At 74.8% G+C, this 17,710-nt stretch carries 13 protein-coding genes; 10 read left to right on the forward strand and 3 right to left on the reverse strand.

Annotated elements, in window-relative coordinates:
* Nucleotides 1-59 precede the first annotated feature (59 nt).
* The 5 genes from ACIRSU_RS10805 (at nt 60) to ACIRSU_RS10825 (ending at nt 8,831) form a co-directional block, all read left to right on the forward strand.
* Entirely contained in the window at nt 60-2,045 is a 1,986-nt protein-coding gene (locus ACIRSU_RS10805; RefSeq protein WP_403790710.1) for a hypothetical protein, read from the forward strand.
* A complete protein-coding gene (locus tag ACIRSU_RS10810; protein WP_403790712.1) occupies nt 2,042-3,376 on the forward strand; it encodes an aminotransferase class V-fold PLP-dependent enzyme in 1,335 nt (444 codons plus the stop codon). Before ACIRSU_RS10805 ends, ACIRSU_RS10810 begins: the two co-directional genes overlap by 4 nt.
* Before the next feature lie 148 nt (nt 3,377-3,524).
* Complete coding sequence (locus ACIRSU_RS10815; protein ID WP_403790714.1) at nt 3,525-5,141, forward strand: purple acid phosphatase family protein; 1,617 nt, start codon at nt 3,525-3,527, stop codon at nt 5,139-5,141.
* Between the two features lie 219 nt (nt 5,142-5,360).
* A complete protein-coding gene (locus tag ACIRSU_RS10820; protein WP_403790715.1) occupies nt 5,361-8,285 on the forward strand; it encodes an AAA family ATPase in 2,925 nt (974 codons plus the stop codon).
* Between the two features lie 111 nt (nt 8,286-8,396).
* Nucleotides 8,397-8,831, forward strand: coding sequence for an ATP-binding protein (locus ACIRSU_RS10825; RefSeq protein WP_403790717.1), 435 nt, complete (start codon nt 8,397-8,399; stop codon nt 8,829-8,831).
* A 36-nt stretch (nt 8,832-8,867) separates the two neighbouring features.
* On the opposite strand, the gene ACIRSU_RS10830 is transcribed toward ACIRSU_RS10825, so the two are convergent.
* Together ACIRSU_RS10830 and ACIRSU_RS10835 are read right to left on the reverse strand one after the other, a co-directional pair.
* Nucleotides 8,868-9,668 carry a VOC family protein gene (locus ACIRSU_RS10830; RefSeq protein WP_403790718.1) on the reverse strand — a complete coding sequence of 267 codons (801 nt, stop codon included), beginning with the start codon at nt 9,666-9,668 and terminating at the stop codon, nt 8,868-8,870.
* A 97-nt stretch (nt 9,669-9,765) separates the two neighbouring features.
* Nucleotides 9,766-10,047, reverse strand: coding sequence for a hypothetical protein (locus tag ACIRSU_RS10835; RefSeq protein ID WP_403790720.1), 282 nt, complete (start codon nt 10,045-10,047; stop codon nt 9,766-9,768).
* A gap of 221 nt (nt 10,048-10,268) precedes the next feature.
* On the opposite strand from ACIRSU_RS10835, the gene ACIRSU_RS10840 reads away from it, so the two are divergent.
* A complete protein-coding gene (locus ACIRSU_RS10840; protein ID WP_403790722.1) occupies nt 10,269-11,549 on the forward strand; it encodes a cytochrome P450 in 1,281 nt (426 codons plus the stop codon).
* A 58-nt stretch (nt 11,550-11,607) separates the two neighbouring features.
* Here the strand turns inward: ACIRSU_RS10840 and ACIRSU_RS10845 are convergent, their stop codons facing one another.
* The gene (locus ACIRSU_RS10845; RefSeq protein WP_403790724.1) at nt 11,608-12,210 is read right to left on the reverse strand and encodes a type 1 glutamine amidotransferase domain-containing protein; all 603 of its coding nucleotides are present in this window, start codon (nt 12,208-12,210) and stop codon (nt 11,608-11,610) included.
* A gap of 305 nt (nt 12,211-12,515) precedes the next feature.
* Here ACIRSU_RS10845 and ACIRSU_RS10850 point away from each other — a divergent pair, with 305 nt between their 5' ends.
* From ACIRSU_RS10850 to ACIRSU_RS10865, 4 genes are read left to right on the forward strand one after another with little or no spacing between them, the layout of a single operon-like run.
* Nucleotides 12,516-12,941, forward strand: a complete 426-nt coding sequence (locus ACIRSU_RS10850; RefSeq protein WP_403790726.1) for a hypothetical protein — start codon at nt 12,516-12,518, stop codon at nt 12,939-12,941.
* On the forward strand, nt 12,938-14,737 hold the full coding sequence (locus ACIRSU_RS10855; RefSeq protein WP_403790728.1) for a thiamine pyrophosphate-requiring protein: 1,800 nt from the start codon (nt 12,938-12,940) through the stop codon (nt 14,735-14,737). Before ACIRSU_RS10850 ends, ACIRSU_RS10855 begins: the two co-directional genes overlap by 4 nt.
* A gap of 6 nt (nt 14,738-14,743) precedes the next feature.
* Complete coding sequence (locus ACIRSU_RS10860) at nt 14,744-15,187, forward strand: hypothetical protein (RefSeq protein WP_403790729.1); 444 nt, start codon at nt 14,744-14,746, stop codon at nt 15,185-15,187.
* Entirely contained in the window at nt 15,184-17,676 is a 2,493-nt protein-coding gene (locus ACIRSU_RS10865; RefSeq protein WP_403790731.1) for a GMC oxidoreductase, read from the forward strand. Before ACIRSU_RS10860 ends, ACIRSU_RS10865 begins: the two co-directional genes overlap by 4 nt.
* Nucleotides 17,677-17,710: the final 34 nt, after the last annotated feature.

The following is a 17,710-nucleotide window of genomic DNA, read 5'->3' on the forward strand; positions in this document are numbered from 1 at the left end:
CTTCGTACGGATTGCTAGCGTGCCGCGCGCCGACTCCACCCACGCTCCGGGAGATCCCCATGACGCGTTCCCGCCCGGCCCTCAGAGCCGCGGTCGCCCTGCTCGCCGCGCTCACCCCGCTCGCGGTCGCCCAGGCTGCCCCCGCCGCCCCGGTCGCGCCTGCCGCCCGGTCCGCCTCCGCACTCCTCACCGTGAGCGATCCCGGCTTCGAAGCGGGCGGCAGCGGCTGGCAGTTCACCCCGGGAACCGGGACCGCGGTCAACTACCCGCACGCCGGCGCCCGGCTCGCGTACCTCGACGCGGGCAGCGGCATGAAGGTCTCCCAGACGGTGACCGCCACCGGCCACGGCGCGTACGCGATCTCCGCCTGGATCGCCACCGGCGGCCCCGGCGGCCGGTACGTCCTGCGGGTCAACGGCTCTCCCGCCGCCTCCCTCGACCTGCCCGCCACCGACCGGTACCGCCGTTACACCCTCGGCCCGGTCACCCTCGCCCCCGGCGACAGCCTGGAGATCGCCTTCGAGTCCGGCCTGGGCTGGGTCAACGCCGACGACGTCATGGTCTCCCCGGCCACCCCCGCCGCCCCCCGGATCACCTCCAGCGACCCCGAGGCCGCCGAGATGTTCGCCTGGGCGACCCGCAAGGCCGGCAGCTGGGTCCAGCTCCCGGGCACGCCGGGGCCGCTGAACGCGGACGAGCGCCAGACCGGCGGCACCGGCACCGGCGTCTACGGCCCCTCCTACTGGGCCGGCTACGCCCACCGCAGCGGCTACTACTCCCGCGACATGGCCCACCAGCTCGCCGGCGCCGGGGTGCTCGGACTGCACGCCGAGAACAAGGCGATGCTCCGCGCCTTCGCCGCGTCCGCCACCGCCGAGCACGCCTACTACCCCGTCTGGGCGCTCAACTTCGACAACCGCACCTACCTGTCCATCGACTACCGCCGCCCCGATCTCTTCGTCCGCGAGGTCCCCGCCGTCTTCGAACTCGTGCAGAAGGCCGAGGAGGCCTACCGCTGGACCGGCGACCGGAGCTACCTCGACGACCCGGTGCTGTGGGACTTCTACCGGCACGCCACCGAGGAGTTCGTCACCCTCCACGACGGCCGGAAGGACAACGGCGACCGGGTGAAGGTCGCCGAGGGCACCGGCAGGGGCATCTTCCAGGGCGTGGCCAGCTACAACGAGCAGAGCGACGAGCCGCTCGCCGAGTCCGGCGACGCCATCGGCTCCCAGTACCAGGCGTACCGGGCCATGGCCGCGCTGGCCCGCGCCAAGGGCGACGCCCGCACGGCCGCCGACTTCGCGCGCCGGGCCCGCGAGCTGCGCACGTACTTCAACGCGACCTGGAGCGGCGACGGTTCGGGCGCCGACATGGTCCGTGGCTACACCGTCGACGGGCGGCCGCTGACCGGCTGGGGCAAGGAGAACAGCTGGTTCATGCCGATGAAGCAGATCATCGAGCCCGGCGCCCGGCGCGAGGCCTACCTCGACTACGTCGACGCCCAGGCGGAGGGCGCGGGCCGCCCCGACAACATCGAGGCCCTCACCTACCTCCCCGACACCTTCTTCGCCGACAACCGCCCGGACACCGCCTGGAAGTGGATGCGGCGCGTCTACGCCCAGAAGGACGCCCAGCACGTCAACACGCGCCAGGGCACCAACGGCGACTACCCCGAGGTGTCCTTCACCCTGGTCGCCCAGACCGTCCAGGGCCTCTTGGGCGTCACGCCGGACGCCCCCGAGCGTCTCCTCACCACCCAGTCCCGTCTGCCGTCCGGCATGGCGTGGCTGGCCGTGGAGGACCTGCGGATCGGCGACTCGACCTTCGCGCTCAGGCACGAGGGCGCGCACCGCTCCACGCTCACCCACACCTCGGGCTCCGCCCCGTACACCTGGGAGGTGCGCTTCCCCGGCCGCCACGACACGATCACCGTCGACGGCGTCGCCCGCCCGGCCGAGACCCGGACGATCGACGGCGCCGTCTGCACGACCGTCCGCGTCCGGGTGGCCCCCGGCCACACGGCGACGGCCGAGGCCCGATGAGCACGCGCGGCGGTACGGGCGACGCCGCGCCGGGCGGTACGGGCGGCGCGAGGTCCGGCGGTACGAACGACGCCAAGCCCGGCCGTACGGGCGGCGCCACGGCCGCCGGTGCCAACGGCGCCGCCATCGGCGGCACGGGCGGGCCGGCACCCCTCCGTACCGGCGCCTCGGTAGCCGCTGGTACCGGCGACGCTGCGCCCGCCGGGGTCTTCCCCGGTGGTGCCGAACTCTTCCGGCTCGACGCGCGGGTGGCCCACCTCAACCACGGTTCCTTCGGCGCCGTCCCGCTCCCGGTCATGCGAGAGCACCGGCGCATCGCGGACGAGGCCGCCGCGGACCCCGACGCCTTCTTCCTCGGCGTCCCGGACCGGCTCGCCGCCGCGCGGGCCCGGATCGCCGCGCACCTCGGCACCGACCCGGAGGGCATGGCGCTCGTGACGAACGCGACCGAGGCCGCGCAGCTGGCCCTGGACGCGCTCGGACTCGGTCCCGACGACGAGGTGCTGGTCACCGACCACGGCTACGGCACCGTGGTCGAGGCCGCCGCGCGCCGGGCCCGGCTCGTCACCGTGCCGCTCGACCCGCTGCTGCCGGACGAGGACGCGGTGCGCGAGGCGGTGCTCGCCGCACTCACCCCCCGCACCCGGGTGGCGGTGCTCGACCAGATCACCTCTCCCACGGCGCGGATCGTCGCCGGGCCACGGCTCCTCGCCGAGCTCGCCGAGCGCGGCGTGACCACCGTCGTGGACGGCGCGCACGCGCCCGGCATGCTCGCCGCCCCGCTGGCCGGCCGGCCGGACGTGTGGTTCGGCAACCTGCACAAGTGGGGGTACGCGCCACCCGGCTCGGCCGTCCTCGCGGTCGCGCCCGCCCTGCGCGACCGGGTGCCCGCGCCCGTACCGTCCTGGGAGGACCACCGGGGCTTCCCGCGCGCCCTGGAGTACCGGGCCACCGCGGACTACACGGGCCTGCTCGCCGCACCCGAAGGCCTCGACCTGCTCGCCGCGCTCGGCGCGGGGCGGGTGCGGGCCCACAACAGCGCCCTCGCGGCCCACGGCGCCGCGCTGCTGGCCCGGCTGCCGGGGGTGACCCCGCTGCCGGCCGACGACCGGCTCGCCCTCCGTGCCCTGCGGCTGCCGTCCGGATTCGCCCGGACCAGACCGGAGGCGGAGGCCCTGCGCGAGGAGATCATGCGCCGGTTCGGCTGCCGGGTCCTGGTCTGGCCCTGGCCGGGAGGCGGCGGCATCCGGGTCTGCGGCCAGATCTACAACCGCCCCGCGGAGTACGAGCGACTCGCCCGGGGCCTGCGGTCCCTGCTGGACGGCGGCTGAGGAGTGACGGCGCCGAGGCCGGAGGATCGCCTGAATCCCGGGGCGACCGCCTGGAAATTTTCGTTCAAGAGTGGTCGTCGCAGTCCGTGGCGCAGTTGATCGCACCTAGGGTTCACACGATCAACTTCCTTCGAGACAAGGGCGTTTCATGTCGATTGCGCGCAGAACATTACTGACCGGCTCGACGGCCGGTGCGGCCGCCGCCGCCGTCGGCGGTGCGGGAAGTGCCGAGGCCGCCGAGCGGCCGGCGGCCGCGGCGTCGCCGCTGCTGCAGCGCACACCGAGCCGTATCGGGGTGCCGGGCGTGGCCGGGCTGCACCTGCAGTTCGGCGCCGATCCCGCCACCGAGATGACCGTCTCCTGGATCAGCCCGCAGTCCGTCCGGCGTCCGCGCGTGCACCTCGGGTCACCGGACGGGGGCACCGGGCGGGTCGTCGACGCCGAGACCCGTACCTACCGGGACGCGCTCTCCCAGCAGGAGGTGTACGTCCACCACGCCCGCGTCAGCGGACTGCGGCCGGACACCACCTACCTCTACTCGGCCGGGCACGACGGTGCCGCGCACGAGACCGGGTCGTTCACCACGGCGCCGCGCGGTCGCACCGCGTTCACCTTCACCAGCTTCGGCGACCAGGGCACGCCCAACCTGCGCCGAACCCTCACCTGGCCCACGCCGGACACCCCGCCGCCGCTCGGTCCCTTCAAGCTCCACACCAGCACCCAGGGCGGCACCGAGGCCTCCGCCGACATCGTGGCCGCGGTGGAGCGGGTCGCCCCGCTGTTCAACCTGGTCAACGGCGACCTGTGCTACGCGGGCGTGGCCGGAGCCATCGGCGAGGACCGGGTGGCGACCTGGGCCGACTGGTTCATCAGCAACAGCCGCTCGGCCCGGCTGCGCCCCTGGATGCCCTGCGCCGGCAACGGCGAGACCGAGAAGGGCAACGGCCCGCTGGGCGTCACGGGCTACCAGACCTACTTCTCGCTGCCGGACGCGACGACCGCCACCGACCCCGAGACCAGCGGCCTGTGGTACGCCTTCACCGTCGGCGCGGTCCGGTTCATCAGCCTGGCCAACGACGACGTGGCGATCGTGGACAGCGGCGACATCTATCTGCGCGGATACTCCGGCGGTGCGCAGCGCCGCTGGCTGGAACGGGAGCTGAAGGCGGCACGCGGCAGCAGCGACATCGACTGGATCGTCGTCTTCATGCACCACCCGATGATCTCCAGCCACCGCAGCGGCGGCGCCGACCTCGGCGTCCGCGAGGAATGGGGCCCGCTCTTCGACGCGTACGGGGTCGACCTGGTGCTCTGCGGCCACGAGCACTACTACGAGCGCTCGCTGCCGCTCCGCGGCACCCTGCCGAACGACGTCCGCACCCCGATCCCCGTCTCCACCAGGACCGATGTCGCCGACACCGGCAACGGCACCGTCCACATGATCATCGGTGGCGGCGGCAACTTCGCCACCACCCAGGACGACCTGTTCGAGGAGCCCAAGGGCCGCGTCGTGGTCGACGTGGGCAAGGTGCCCGAGGGCCGCCACCGCAAGGCGGTCTACGTCACCGAGGACGCCCCCTGGCGCGCGGTCCAGGACCGCGTCCACAGCCACGGCTTCGCCGCCTTCGACGTCGACCCCGGCACCCGCGGCAGCGGGCGCACCCGGATGCACGTCACGTACTACACCTTCGACGGCCCGTACGGAGACCTGACCCCGGTCGACACCTTCACCCTGGAACGCCCCCGCGCCGACGCCCGGCACTGACGCCGGGGCGTGCACGATCCGGGCCCTGACGCCGGCGCGCCGGGCCCGCCGTGCCGGGTCCGCCGTGCCGGACCCGGAGCTGCCGGCCGCCGGCCGCGCCGGGCCTTCGTCCGGTCGTCCGGCGGAGCACCTCTGCGTAGGCTGGAGGGGCCCGGGGTGTCCGGCGGCGAGGTGGGTGATCACGTGGCGGGGTCCCTCGGCCAGGGAGCGGCCACAGCGGTGGGCACGTTCCGGTACGTGGGGCGTCGGCGCGAGCTGGAGCTGCTGACGGCCGCGCTGCGCCACCCGCCCGCGGTCGTGCTGATCGAGGGCGAGGCCGGGATCGGCAAGTCGCGGCTGGTCGGCGAGGCCGCCGCGGCGCTGCGCGCCGAGGGCCGGCCGGTGCTCACCGGCTTCTGCCAGCCGCTGCGCGAGCCCTTCCCGTACGGGCCGGTGTCCGACGCCCTGACCAAGGCCGGGCCGTGGCTGCCGGAACGCGGGCTGCCCGACGCCGTCGGCGCCCTGGCCCGGCTCCTCCCGGCCCTGGCGGACCGGCTCCCGCCGCCGCCTCCCGGGACGGGCGGCGAGCAGGCCGAACGGCTCCGCCTGGTCCACGCCGTGCGCGCCCTCCTCGCCGCCCTCGGGCCGACCGTGCTGATCATCGAGGACATGCACTGGGTCGACGAGGCCACCAGGGACCTGCTCCTGCTGCTCGCCCGCGACCTGCCGGACGAGCTCGGCCTCGTGCTCACCTACCGCGCCGAGGACCTGCCGCCGGACACCTCGGTGCTCGGCGCCGCGTACCGCCACCCCGCGGGCGCGGGCGGCGCGCTGATCAGGCTCGACCCGCTCACCGTCGAGGAGGTCCGGGAGCTGGCCTCCGCCGCGCTCGGCCCGGTCGCCACGCCCGCGCTGGTGTCCGCGCTGTACGAACGCAGCGAGGGCCTGCCGCTGGTCGCCGAGGAGGATCTGCTCACGCTCGCCGAGCAGGGCGGCACGACCGACCAGCGGGAGGTGGTCCGGCGCCTCCAGGACACCGACGTGCCGAAGGGACTGCGGGAGGCGGTCACCGAGCGGCTGGCCGGTCTGTCGCCGGCGGGCGCGGCCGTCGTCGACGCCGCCGCCGTCCTCGCCGTCCCCTCGGACGAGGCGCTGCTCGCCGCCGTCGCCGGCCTCGACGCCGAAACCGGCACCGACGGGCTGGTCGAGGCGCTGCGCAGCTCGCTGCTCCACGAGACGGAGGACCACCGGTACGCGTTCCGGCACGTCCTCGCCCAGCAGGTCGCCTACCGGCACGTCCCGGCGCCGCGACGGGACCGGCTGCACCGGTCGGCCGTCGGCGCGCTCCAGGAGCTGACGCCCGCGCCGCTCGTGCAGATCGCCCACCACACCCTGGCGCTCGGCGACCGTGCCGCGTGGCTGCGCCGGGCCGAGGAGGCAGCCGAGCAGGCCGCCGCCGTCGGCGACCAGGGCACCGCCGCGGCCCTGCTCCACCAGATCCTCGACGAGCCCGAACTCGACACCGAGCGGCGCTCCCGGGCCGCCATCGCGCTCGCCCGGATCGCGTACAACGGCGTCGACTTCACCGCCGCCGCGCGGCTGCTGCGGCGTCTGGTGGAGGACCCGCACCTGCCGAGGGCGGTCCGCGGGGAGATCCGCTTGGGGCTCGGCCTGCTGCTCCTGAACGAGTCAGCGTCCCCGTCATGGGTGAGCGAGCTCGAACTCGCGATCGAGGAGCTGTCGGAGCGGCCCGTGACGGCCGGCCGGGGGATACTCGCCCTCGCGCTCAACGAGCGGGCCGGACCCGAGTGGTCGGCACGCTGGATTGAGCGTGCGCGGCAGGCACTTGACGCCGCCGGCGGGGACGAGGACGGCGGGGGCGACACCGGCGAGGGCGAGGACGGCAGGGGCGAGGACGGCGGGGGCAAGGACGGCGGGGATGACGCTCTCCGCGCCGCGTTCGAGGCGACGCGGCTCACCCTGCTCAGCTGGGAGGGGGACCGCTCGGTCTGGGACCTCGTCGAACGGCTGCCGCGGGACGCGGAGTCCCCGGCCGAGGTCTGGCAGACCGCCCGGGCACTCCACAACGTCGCCGAGGCGGCCATCGCGCTCGGGCACGACGGCCGCGCCGCCGCGCTGGTCGCGGAGAGCCGGGAGCAGGGCCGCCGGGCCGGCGCGGTGGTCGTGGAGTGCTACGGGCGGGTCCTCGGCCTGTGGCTGGACACCCTCGCCGGGCGCTGGGAGGGTCTCGAGGAGCGCTTCGACGCTCTGATCGCGACCTACCCGGACATCAGCGTGCCCCACGCGGAGCGCCTGCTCGCCCTCGGCACCATGGCGTTCGCCCGAGGGCAGTTCGGCCTGGCGCTGGAGCACTTCGAACGGGCGGTGAGACAGGGAGTACGGCAGATCGCCGTGGGCACCGAGCTGCGCGCCACCGCCGGTCTCATGTCCGTCCGGCTGGCCCAGGGCGCCGGGCAGGAGGCATGGACGGCGGCCGGACCCGCCCTCGCCGTGCTGCGTCGCGCGCAGGCCTGGACCAAGGCGACGGGCCTTGTCCCCGTGGCCGTCGAGGCAGCACTCGCCTGTGGCGACCGCGCCCCGGCACAGGAACTCGCCGACGAGGCGCACCGGGGCCTCCGCGGCCGGGACGCACCGGCGGCGCGGGCCGAGATCCACGTGGCCCGCGGGCTTCTCGGCCTCGACGACGACCCGGCCCGGGCGGCAGCGGAGTTCGGGGCCGCGCGGCGCGGGTGGCTGGCCATCGGGCGCCCGTACGAGGCGGCGCGCGCCGCCGAGCGCCAGGGCCACGCGCTCGCCCTGGCCCGCGAGCCCGAAGAGGCGGCGGTGCTCCTGGCGGCGGCCGCCGAGACGTACACCGGACTCGGCGCCCGGGCCGACATCTCCCGCTGCCGGCAGCTGACGCGGGACCTCGGCCTCACCCGGCCCGGCACCCCGGGCCGCCGCGGCTACGGGGACCGGCTGTCGCCCCGCGAGGAGCAGGTGGCCGAGCTCCTGGCGACCGGCGCGACCAACCAGGCCATCGCGGACGCCCTGTACCTGTCGCCGCGGACCGTCGAGAACCACGTGGCCAGCGTGCTGCGCAAGCTGCGCACCACGCGCACGGCCGTCGCCGAAGCGCTCGGCGCCCCCGGACCGGATGACTGAGGCGCGCGGTCGGCGATGTCTGCGTACCCCTAAAGCCGGGGACCCGGATTGTTTCCGCGGGGGCCGGTACCGATCGTGGAGGGTGAGAGGAACCCACCACCGGGAGACCTGATGCCGATCACCCTGCACCTTCCTCCGGAGCCGGCCCTCGCCGGACGGCGGACGGCCGGCTGCGTGACCGTCGCGACCGCCGCTTCGGTGCCGGCCCTGCGCTGGTTCGCCCGTGGTGTCGCGGCGCACTGGGGCCTGCCGAACGGAATCGACGGCGCCCTGGCACTCGTGGTGAGCGAGCTCGTGGGCAACGCCGTACGCCACAGCGGCGGTCCGGACGTCGCGCTGCTGCTCTCCGCCGACGTGTCGACCCTGGCCGTCGAGGTCAGGGACAACGGCCGCTGGCGGCCCCGCCTCGGCCGGCCCCGGCACGAGGACGAGCCCGCGACGGGCGGGCGCGGCCTGGACCTCGTCGACGCGTACGCGACGCGCTGCACCGTCCACGCGCTGCCCGGCGGCACCCACGTCGTCGCCGAGCTGTCGATCCGGGCTTGAGCAGCTATGCGCGGGAGCCGGCCGCGTTACCCCCGGTCAGTTCGGGGGCGGCGTCAGGACGACGAAGTCGGCGTCGTCGGGATCGACGCAGACGGCGAGGCGGCCCACGTCCTCGGTGTCGACCGGCCCCATCTGGACGCTGCCGCCGTGCCCGGTGACCTCGGCGATCGCGGCGTCGCAGTCGACGACGTCGAAGACCGGGTGCCAGTACGGGCGGCCGCCGGTGAGGACGAGATTCTCGCGGGGCAGTTCCAGGAGGCCGCCCTGCATGCGCTTCTGGGACTGGCCGGCGGGCGTGATCAGGGTGTACGTGCCCTCGCCGCCCGGCATGTCCATGTCGCTGTACTGCCAGCCGAAGACGCTGCCGTAGAACTCCCGGGCGGCCGCGGCGTCGCTCGTGTAGAGCTCCGTCCAGGACAGCGAGCCCGGCGCGCCCACCAGCTCGACGCCGGTGTCCTTGCCGGGCTGCCAGACGGCGAACTGCCCTCCCAGCGGGTCGCTGTACTGGGCCATCCGTCCCCACTCGCCGAGATCCCGCGGTGAGACCCGCACGGTCCCGCCGCCGCGTTCCACGGCCTCGGTCGTGGCGTCCGCGTCGGCGACGCAGTAGTAGATCATCCAGGCGGAGCGCGCGCCCTGCTCGGTGAGCTTGCCCAGACCGGCGACGATCTTGCCGTCCTTGCGGAACATCCCGCCTTCCATGTCCTCCCCGCCGTCGCTCATGGGCTCGTACTCCCAGCCGAGCACCGCGCCGTAGAAGGCCGCGGCGGCGGGGAGGTCGGGAGCACCGAGGTCGAGCCAGCAGGGGGAGCCGGGGACGAAGTCGGTGGTGATCATGGGCATTTCCCTTTCGGATTCAGAGATCCCGTCGGCACAACAGGACGGGGAACTTCGCGATGACGCCGGGGGAGCGGATCGGCCGTGTCCAGGACCGTCAGGCCGGGTTCGCCGCGAAGAGGCGTTGCGCCTGCGGCGTGGCTCCGGTCAGGTCGAGGGGGATGCCCAGGCTCGCGCACATGCGGCGGGCCCGGCCCACGGCGCTGAGCGTGGCGGGCGTCGGCTCCTCCAGGGGGATCCGGAGGACGAGGCTGCGGGGCTTGTGCGCGCGGACGAGGACCTCGATCGCCAAGGTCGCCGCGGCGCGGGTGGTGACGTCGAGATTCCGGTGCAGCGTCACGCGCAGGGCGTCGCCTTCGACCCTGTGGCTGATCAGCATGAATGGCCTCCGCTCGGCGGGGTCCTCGCACCGTGCCCCGGCCCTGGGCTCCAGAGTGGCAGGCAAGAGGTGGCAGCGCATTCCAGGCCGGGCGCGCCGTCCCCCGACGGCCTGACGCGTGCGCACGGCGTTCCGGGGTAGCAGCAGACCCGTCCGTCCGGAGCGCGGGGCGGGCACCCCGCCCTGCGACCGTCCCGGTACCGGCACCCGAGGAGGTCTTCATGCGCGGTGACAACACGCTCCCTCTGCTGGTGAAGGGCTACACATGGCTGCCCGAGGTCGGCCGGCGCCAGGATGCCGGCGGTCTCGTGAGGACACGACTGCTCGGACGCCCGGTGCGCGTGCTGCAGGGTCCCGGCCTCGTGGCGTTCTTCTACGACGAGCGGCACGCACGCCGGAGCGGGGCGCTGCCGGGCCCGGTGCTCGACACCCTGTGCGGCCGGGGCGCCGTGCACACCCTCGACGGCCCGGAGCACCGCACCCGCAAGGCGCTCTTCCTCTCGCAGCTCACCGAGACGGCAAGGGTGCGCGCGCTCACCGCGTGCGTGTGCGCGGAGTTCCGGGAGACGTTCGACGGCCTTCGCGGACGGGAGGTCACGCTCTTCGACGAGGGCGCGCTCGTCCTCGCCCGCGCGGTGAGCCGATGGGCCGGCCTGCCCGGGTACCGCGCCGCCGACGCGGAGCGGCTCGCCCGCGACTGCGTGGCGATGGTCGACGGCTTCGCCACGCCGGGGCCGCGCCACCTTCGCGCCCGGCGTGCCCGGGCCAGGCAGGAGGAGCTGCTGCGCAGGGCCGTCGTACGGGCTCGTGGAAGCCGCGAGCCGGGAAAGCGGACGAGCGGACACGGAGCGGCGGGGGAACAGCGGGAAGCGGGCAACGCCGCGCGCACCCCCTTCGAGGCGGTCCTGGCCCATCGGGAGGCCGACGGATCGCTGCTGGATCCCGCCACGGCGGCCGTGGAGCTGCTCAACATCCTGCGGCCGACCGTGGCGATCACCTGGTTCACGACCTTCGCCGCCCACGCGATGCGCGACGCCCCCGAGCTGCGGCGGCGCCTGGCGGCCGACGAGCCCGTCGGCCTCGCCACCTCCTTCGCCCACGAGGTACGCCGCTTCTACCCGTTCGTGCCGTTCCTCGCCGCGCTCGCTCCCGAGGGTGTCGAGCTCCAGGGGGAGCCCGTACCGCACGGCACGATGCTGCTGCTCGACGTCTACGGACAGAACCACGACTCCGCGCTGTGGGACGAGCCCTTCCGCTTCGTCCCCGACCGCTTCCTCGGCGCCGCGCCCCACCCCGACACACTGATTCCTCAAGGGGGCGGCCCGCGCGAGGGTCATCGCTGCCCGGGCGAGGACATCACGATCGCCGTGCTGTCCGCGCTGACCCGGGAACTCGCGCGGCTCGACTTCACGGTGCCGGACCAGGACGTGCGGATTCCGCTGCACCGGATCCCGACCCGGCCTCGCGACGGCTTCCGGATGCGCGTCCCCGGGGACGGGTGACCGCGCGCGGGGAGGGGTGACCGCCCGCGGGGAGGGGTGACCGCCCGTGCCCGTGCCCTCAGGCCGCGCGGCGCGTTCCCTGCTCCGTCCGCCCGCGCGTGCCGGGCGCGCGTTCCTGGAGCGTGCGGACGACGGCCGCGCAGAACGCGTCCAGGTCGCCGGGTCGGCGGGAGGTGATCAGCGGGAAGCCGCCGGTGGTGTCGACGACGACCTCCTCGTCCTGCCAGGTGCCGCCGCCGTTCTCGATGTCGGTGCGCAGTGAGGGGTACGACGTCAGCCGACGCCCCCGGGCGACCTCGCTCTCGACGAGGAGCCACGGGCCGTGACAGATCGCGGCCACCGTCTTGCCGGCCTTGGCGAAGGCACTGACCAGCTGCTGGGCGTCCTTCTCGATGCGCAGCCGGTCCGCGTTGAGCGTGCCGCCCGGTACGAAGACCGCGTCGTACTCCTGTGCCGTGACGTCCTCCATGGCGGTGTCCGCGACGACGACGCTGCCGGGCCGCCGGTCCCGGACCAGGGTCAGGACCGGCGCGGCCTGCTGGGCGGCGACCGTGACGGTCGCGCCGGCTTCGCGCAGGGCTGCCATGGGCCGTGTCAGTTCGTCCTGCTCCACTCCGTAATTGGTGGTGAGGACGAGAACGTTCGTTCCGTGGAGGGTCACGATGATCGGCTCCTTCCGGTACTTCGGGCTCCTGCGACTCCGCGGAGCTTCAACGGCCACCAAGGGAGCGCTGCGGGTTGCCCGGCACTCCTCTCGTCGAGTGCAAAGGCCCTCCATCAGCCGCTGCCCCTGCCGTGGGGGTTCATGCGGGCGGCGGGCGGGAATCGGCGCCCACGGCCACCGGTCCGGGCGCCGACCACGCCGGCCGTGCCGGCCCACGCGCACGTTTTCTCCCCGGTCACCCGGGCAGGCGCCCGGACGGAAGCCGATCGCACGGTGCGGCCCGGGCCGCCCTTGGAGGTGCCATGACCGAGCTCGGATACTTCCTCTCCTGCGAGGAGCGGGCCGGCGACGAGGCGCGCCCCGTGTACGCCTCGACCAAGGTCTGCTGGTCCCGCTCGCGTGCCGACGCCGTCCGCACGGCCCACCGGCTCCGGCCCACCGAGCACCTGCCCGGCGAACTGAACCAACTCCTGCCCGCACCAAGCCACTTCGAGCAGGCCTCGCGGCTCGTGACAGAGGACACGGCGTCCGACGCGGTGCCCTGCGGCCCCGACCCGGAGGAACACGTACGGCGACTGCGGGAGTACGCGGACGCCGGCGTCGACCGCGTCCACACCGGGCAGATCGGGCCCGAGCAGCGCGGCTTCTTCGACTTCTACCGCACCGAGGTCCTGCCCCTGCTCGACGGCGGCGGCCCCGACCGTACGAACGGAGGCGAGCGGTCATGACCAGCGCGACCGTCGGCGACCACCTGCTCGACCGGCTCCGCGCCTGGGGAGTCAGTCATGTCTTCGGCTACCCGGGAGACGGCATCAGCGGCCTGCTCGCCGCCTGGTCCCGGGCGGACGACGACCCACGGTTCATCCAGGCCCGGCACGAGGAGATGGCGGCCTTCGAAGCCGTCGGCCACGCCAAGTTCTCCGGCCACGTCGGCGTGTGCGTCGCGACCTCCGGGCCCGGCGCCGTCCACCTCCTCAACGGCCTCTACGACGCCAAACTCGACCACGTGCCCGTCGTCGCCGTCGTCGGCCAGACGGACCGCAGCGCGATGGGCGGTTCGTACCAGCAGGAGATCGACCTGCACAGCCTGTTCAAGGACGTGGCCGCCGCCTACCTGGAGACCGTCAACGTCCCCGAACAGCTCCCCAACGTGCTCGACCGGGCCGTGCGCACCGCCTACGCCAGGCGTGCCCCGACCGCCCTGATCATTCCGGCGGACGTCCAGGAACTGCCGTACTCCGCGCCGGAACACGCCCACAAGATGGTGCCGTCCAGCCTCGACGTGAGCGGCTGGGCCCCGGTCCCGGACGACGCCTCGCTCGCCCGCGCCGCCGAGATCCTCAACGCCGGAACCCGGGTGGCCATGCTGATCGGCCAGGGCGCGGCCGGCGCCGCCCGCGAGGTCGAACAGACCGCCGAGCTGCTCGGCGCGGGCGTCGCCAAGGCCCTTCTCGGGAAGGACGCGCTGAGCGACGAACTCCCCTACGTGACGGGCTCGATCGGCCTGCTCGGCACCCGCCCCTCGTACGAGCTGATGCGCGACTGCGACACCCTGCTCACCGTCGGCTCCAGCTTCCCGTACTCCGAGTTCCTGCCGCCGTACGGGCAGGCCCGCGCCGTCCAGATCGACATCGACGCCCATATGGTGGGGCTGCGCTACCCGTACGAGGTCAACCTGGTCGGCGACGCCGCCGCCACCCTCGGCCGGCTGCTGCCGATGCTCACCCGCAAGGAGGACCGCTCGTGGCAGGAGACCGTGACCTCCGGCGTGCGCCGCTGGCGGTCCGTGATGGAACGCCGGGCCGCGCTGTCCGCCGATCCCGTCAACCCCGAGCTGGTGGCCCGCGCACTCGACCCGCTGCTCCCCGACCAGGCCATGATCACCTGCGACTCCGGTTCGGTGGCCAACTGGTACGCCCGGCATCTCACCATGCGCCGCGGCATGCGCGCTTCCCTCTCGGGCACCCTCGCCACCATGGGCAGCGGCGTGCCGTACGCCATCGGCGCCAAGTTCGCCCACCCCGACCGGCCCGCGATCGCCCTCGTCGGCGACGGGGCGATGCAGATGAACGGCCTGGCCGAGCTGGTGACCGTCGCCAAGTACGCCACCGAGTGGACCGACCCGCGGCTCATCGTCGCCGTGTGGAACAACCAGGACCTCAATCAGGTCAGCTGGGAGCTGCGGGCCATGGCCCACACCGCCCCGTTCGCGGCCTCCCAGATCATCCCCGACGTGCCGTACGCCGACTTCGCCCGCTCCCTCGGCATGGACGGGCGGCGGGTCACCGACCCGGACGACGTCGAGGACGCCTGGCGCCAGGCCCTGGCCGCCGACGGACCCACCGTCCTGGACTTCCGCACCGACCCGGACGTGCCGCCGATCCCGCCGCACTCCACCTGGGACCAGATCGAGTCCACCCTCGCCTCGCTGGCCCACGGCGACGGCCACCGCGGCCACCTCGTCGTCCAGGGCCTCAAGGCCAAGGCACAGGAGCTGCTGCCGCGCCGGCCCGGTGGGCGGTGAACGGCCGTGCGGACGCTGCTCGTCTCGCTGCGTGAGGGGCGCCTCCAGCGCACCCTCTCGCTCGCCACCGGCCTCGGCGCCGCCGTCTCGGGCGCCGAGATCTACCTGGAACACGACCGGGCCTCCTTCGGGAACCGCGTGATGTGGTGGCCGGTATGGCTCGGTCCGCTCGGACTCGGCGCGGGCATCGCCGGCTGGGTCGACCCGAGGGCCGCGCGCACCGTGCTGCCGGTCGTCTCCGCCGCGCTCGTCGCCAACGGCCTGCAGGGCGCCTGGCTGCACGTGCGCGGCATCGCCGCCAAGCCCGGCGGCTGGCGCATGGTCCGCTACAACCTGGAGCTCGGCCCGCCGCTGTTCGCGCCGCTCATGGTGAGCGGCGTCGGCGGGCTCGGCCTGCTCGCCGCCGTGCTCCGGAGGGAACTCCCCGGAGCCCTCCGGAGCGAACGATGACGGACAGCCGCCCCGACCGACCCCGGATCCTGCGGCAGGCCGGTGCCTGGGACCCGGTGACCCGGGCCGTGGTGCTCGCCCGGCTGCACCCGCCGCCGTGCCGGTTCCACACCCCCGCCGAGCAGGCCGTCGCCGGGCCCCTGCTGGATCTGCTCGTCGGCCAGGCGCACACCCCCGGCCGCCTCCCGCTGCTCGAACTCGTCGACCAGCGGATCGCCGCGGGGGCCGCCGACGGCGGAGGCGGCGAGGGCTGGCACCACGCCGACCTGCCCGAGGACGGCCCGGCCTGGCGGCTCTCGCTCGCGGCACTCGACGCCGAGGCCCGGCTCCGCCACGACGGAACGGGATTCGCCGGCCTGAGCGTCGGCGACCGGCACCGGCTGCTGAGCGTGCTGGCCCGCCGCGCCCGTGAACCCGGACCCGCACCCCTCTGGCACGGCCTCCCCCTGGCCCACGTCTGGGAGCTGTGGCTGCGCCAGGCCTGCGCCGGCTACTACTCCCACCCGCTGGCCTGGGACGAGACCGGCTTCGGCGGACCGGCCTTCCCGCGCGGCTACGTACGCCTCGGCCGCGGCCTGCGCGAGGCCTGGGAGGACCCGCACCCGGTCCCGCCCTCCGACGCAGAGGGCCCGGCCCCGGACCCGACGGGGTCCGCCCCGCAACCCGGGCCCGCGGCGCTCAGGCGGGGCCACGCGGCCGCCGGTCCGCATCCTGCCCCCGACGAACGGGAGCCGGTCCCCGGCCCGGCGAAGACCGGCCCGGCCCCCGGGCCCACGGCGCTCCGCCCGGCCCAGGACCCCGCCCCGCCCGCCTCCACCCCTGCCCGCCGCACCAGCTGGCGCGCCGCCGCCGCGACGCTGCGCGAAACGCTGCGTCCCCAGGGCGCGCTGCGCGCCCGTAATGCCTCCGCGTGGCTGCCCGCCGCACGCGAACTCCTCCCGGACATGCGCCGGTTCGACGACGACGACGAGGTCGACCTCGTCGTCGTCGGGTGCGGCGCGGGCGGCGCCGTCCTCACCCAGCGCCTCGCCCACGCCGGCTGGCGGGTGGTCTGTCTGGAGGCCGGCCCGTTCTGGGACCCGCACCGGGACTGGGTGAGCGACGAGGAAGGCTCCGGCCGGCTGCACTGGACCGAACCGCGCGTGATCGACGGATCCGACCCGGTCCCGCTCGGCGCCAACAACTCCGGTCGCGGCGTGGGCGGTTCCATGGTCCACTTCGCCGGCTACGCGCCCCGGCTCCACCCCTCCGACCTCCGCACCCGCACCCTCGACGGCGTCGGCGCCGACTGGCCCCTCGACTACGCCGACCTCGCCCCGTACTACACCCGCCTCGAACAGGAACTCCCCGTCGCCGGACAGTACTGGCCCTGGGGCGAACCGCACCCCTACCCGCACGCGCCGCACCGGGTCGGCGGCAACGGCGAGGTCATGCTGGAGGGCTGCGCCGCCCTCGGCATCGAGGCCCGGGTCGGCCCCGTCGCCATCCCCAACGGCCGTTTCGGCGCCCGGCCGCACTGCGTGTACCGCGGCTTCTGCCTCCAGGGCTGCACCGTCGGCGCCAAGGCGAGCCCGCTCATCACTCACGTCCCCGACGCCCTCGCGCACGGCGCCGAGATCCGCGCCGACTGCATGGCCACCGAGATCGTCACCCACCAGGGCAGGGCCACCGGGGTACGTTACGTCCACGGCGGGCGCGAACGCCTCCAGCGCGCCCGCGCCGTGGCCCTCGCCTGCTACTCGATCGAGACCCCGCGCCTGCTTCTCAACTCCGGCCTGTGCAACGAGTACGACCAGGTCGGCCGCTATGTGATGGTGCAGGGCGCGCCGCAGGTCGCCGGCCGCTTCGACGACGAGATCCGGATGTACAAGGCGCCGCCGCCCGAGGTCACCACCGAGCAGTTCTACGAGACGGACCCGGCCCGCCCGTACCGGCGCGGCTTCTCCGTGCAGACCGTCTCCCCGCTGCCCGTCCTCTTCGCCCGGCACCTCGCCGAACACGGCCACTGGGGCGCCGACCTCCGCGACCGGATGCGGACGTACCCGTACTGGGCCACCCTCGGCGCCCTGTGCGAGTACCTGCCGCAGGCCGGCAACCGGGTCACCCTCGACACCCGGACCGACGCGCACGGCCTGCCCGTCGCCCGCTTCACCCACGGCAAGTGCCGCAACGACGAGCTCCTGACGGAGGCCGCCACCCGCACCATGGCCGACATCCTCACCGCCGCCGGGGCACGCGAACTGGTCCCCGTCGAGCGCTGCGCGCATCTGGTCGGCGGCTGCCGGATGGCCACCCGGCCCCAGGACGGCGTCGTCGACGCGGACCTGCGCACCTTCGCCGTCCCCAACCTCCTGGTGACCGACGGCAGCGTGCTGCCGACCCAGGGCGCCGCCAACCCCGCCCTCACGATCATGGCGCTCGCCGACCGGGCCGCGGCCCGGCTGATCGCCGGCGCCCGCGCCGGCCGACCGCTCACCGCCCGGGCGTGAGCACCGCCGTCCGCGCGGCGGGCCGGGCCGTCGC

The sequence above is a fragment of the Streptomyces sp. NPDC101160 genome, assembly GCF_044768205.1.
Taxonomy (GTDB): Bacteria; Actinomycetota; Actinomycetes; order Streptomycetales; family Streptomycetaceae; genus Streptomyces.

What these genes read in the sequence shown, in the direction of transcription:
- ACIRSU_RS10815 (WP_403790714.1), top strand. Translation starts at nt 3,525, where the DNA reads ATGTCGATTGCGCGCAGAACATTACTGACCGGCTCGACGGCCGGTGCG.
- ACIRSU_RS10825 (WP_403790717.1), top strand. Translation starts at nt 8,397, where the DNA reads ATGCCGATCACCCTGCACCTTCCTCCGGAGCCGGCCCTCGCCGGACGG.
- ACIRSU_RS10850 (WP_403790726.1), top strand. Translation starts at nt 12,516, where the DNA reads ATGACCGAGCTCGGATACTTCCTCTCCTGCGAGGAGCGGGCCGGCGAC.
- ACIRSU_RS10805 (WP_403790710.1), top strand. Translation starts at nt 60, where the DNA reads ATGACGCGTTCCCGCCCGGCCCTCAGAGCCGCGGTCGCCCTGCTCGCC.
- ACIRSU_RS10855 (WP_403790728.1), top strand. Translation starts at nt 12,938, where the DNA reads ATGACCAGCGCGACCGTCGGCGACCACCTGCTCGACCGGCTCCGCGCC.
- ACIRSU_RS10835 (WP_403790720.1), bottom strand. Translation starts at nt 10,047, where the DNA reads ATGCTGATCAGCCACAGGGTCGAAGGCGACGCCCTGCGCGTGACGCTG.
- ACIRSU_RS10830 (WP_403790718.1), bottom strand. Translation starts at nt 9,668, where the DNA reads ATGATCACCACCGACTTCGTCCCCGGCTCCCCCTGCTGGCTCGACCTC.
- ACIRSU_RS10865 (WP_403790731.1), top strand. Translation starts at nt 15,184, where the DNA reads ATGACGGACAGCCGCCCCGACCGACCCCGGATCCTGCGGCAGGCCGGT.
- ACIRSU_RS10840 (WP_403790722.1), top strand. Translation starts at nt 10,269, where the DNA reads ATGCGCGGTGACAACACGCTCCCTCTGCTGGTGAAGGGCTACACATGG.
- ACIRSU_RS10810 (WP_403790712.1), top strand. Translation starts at nt 2,042, where the DNA reads ATGAGCACGCGCGGCGGTACGGGCGACGCCGCGCCGGGCGGTACGGGC.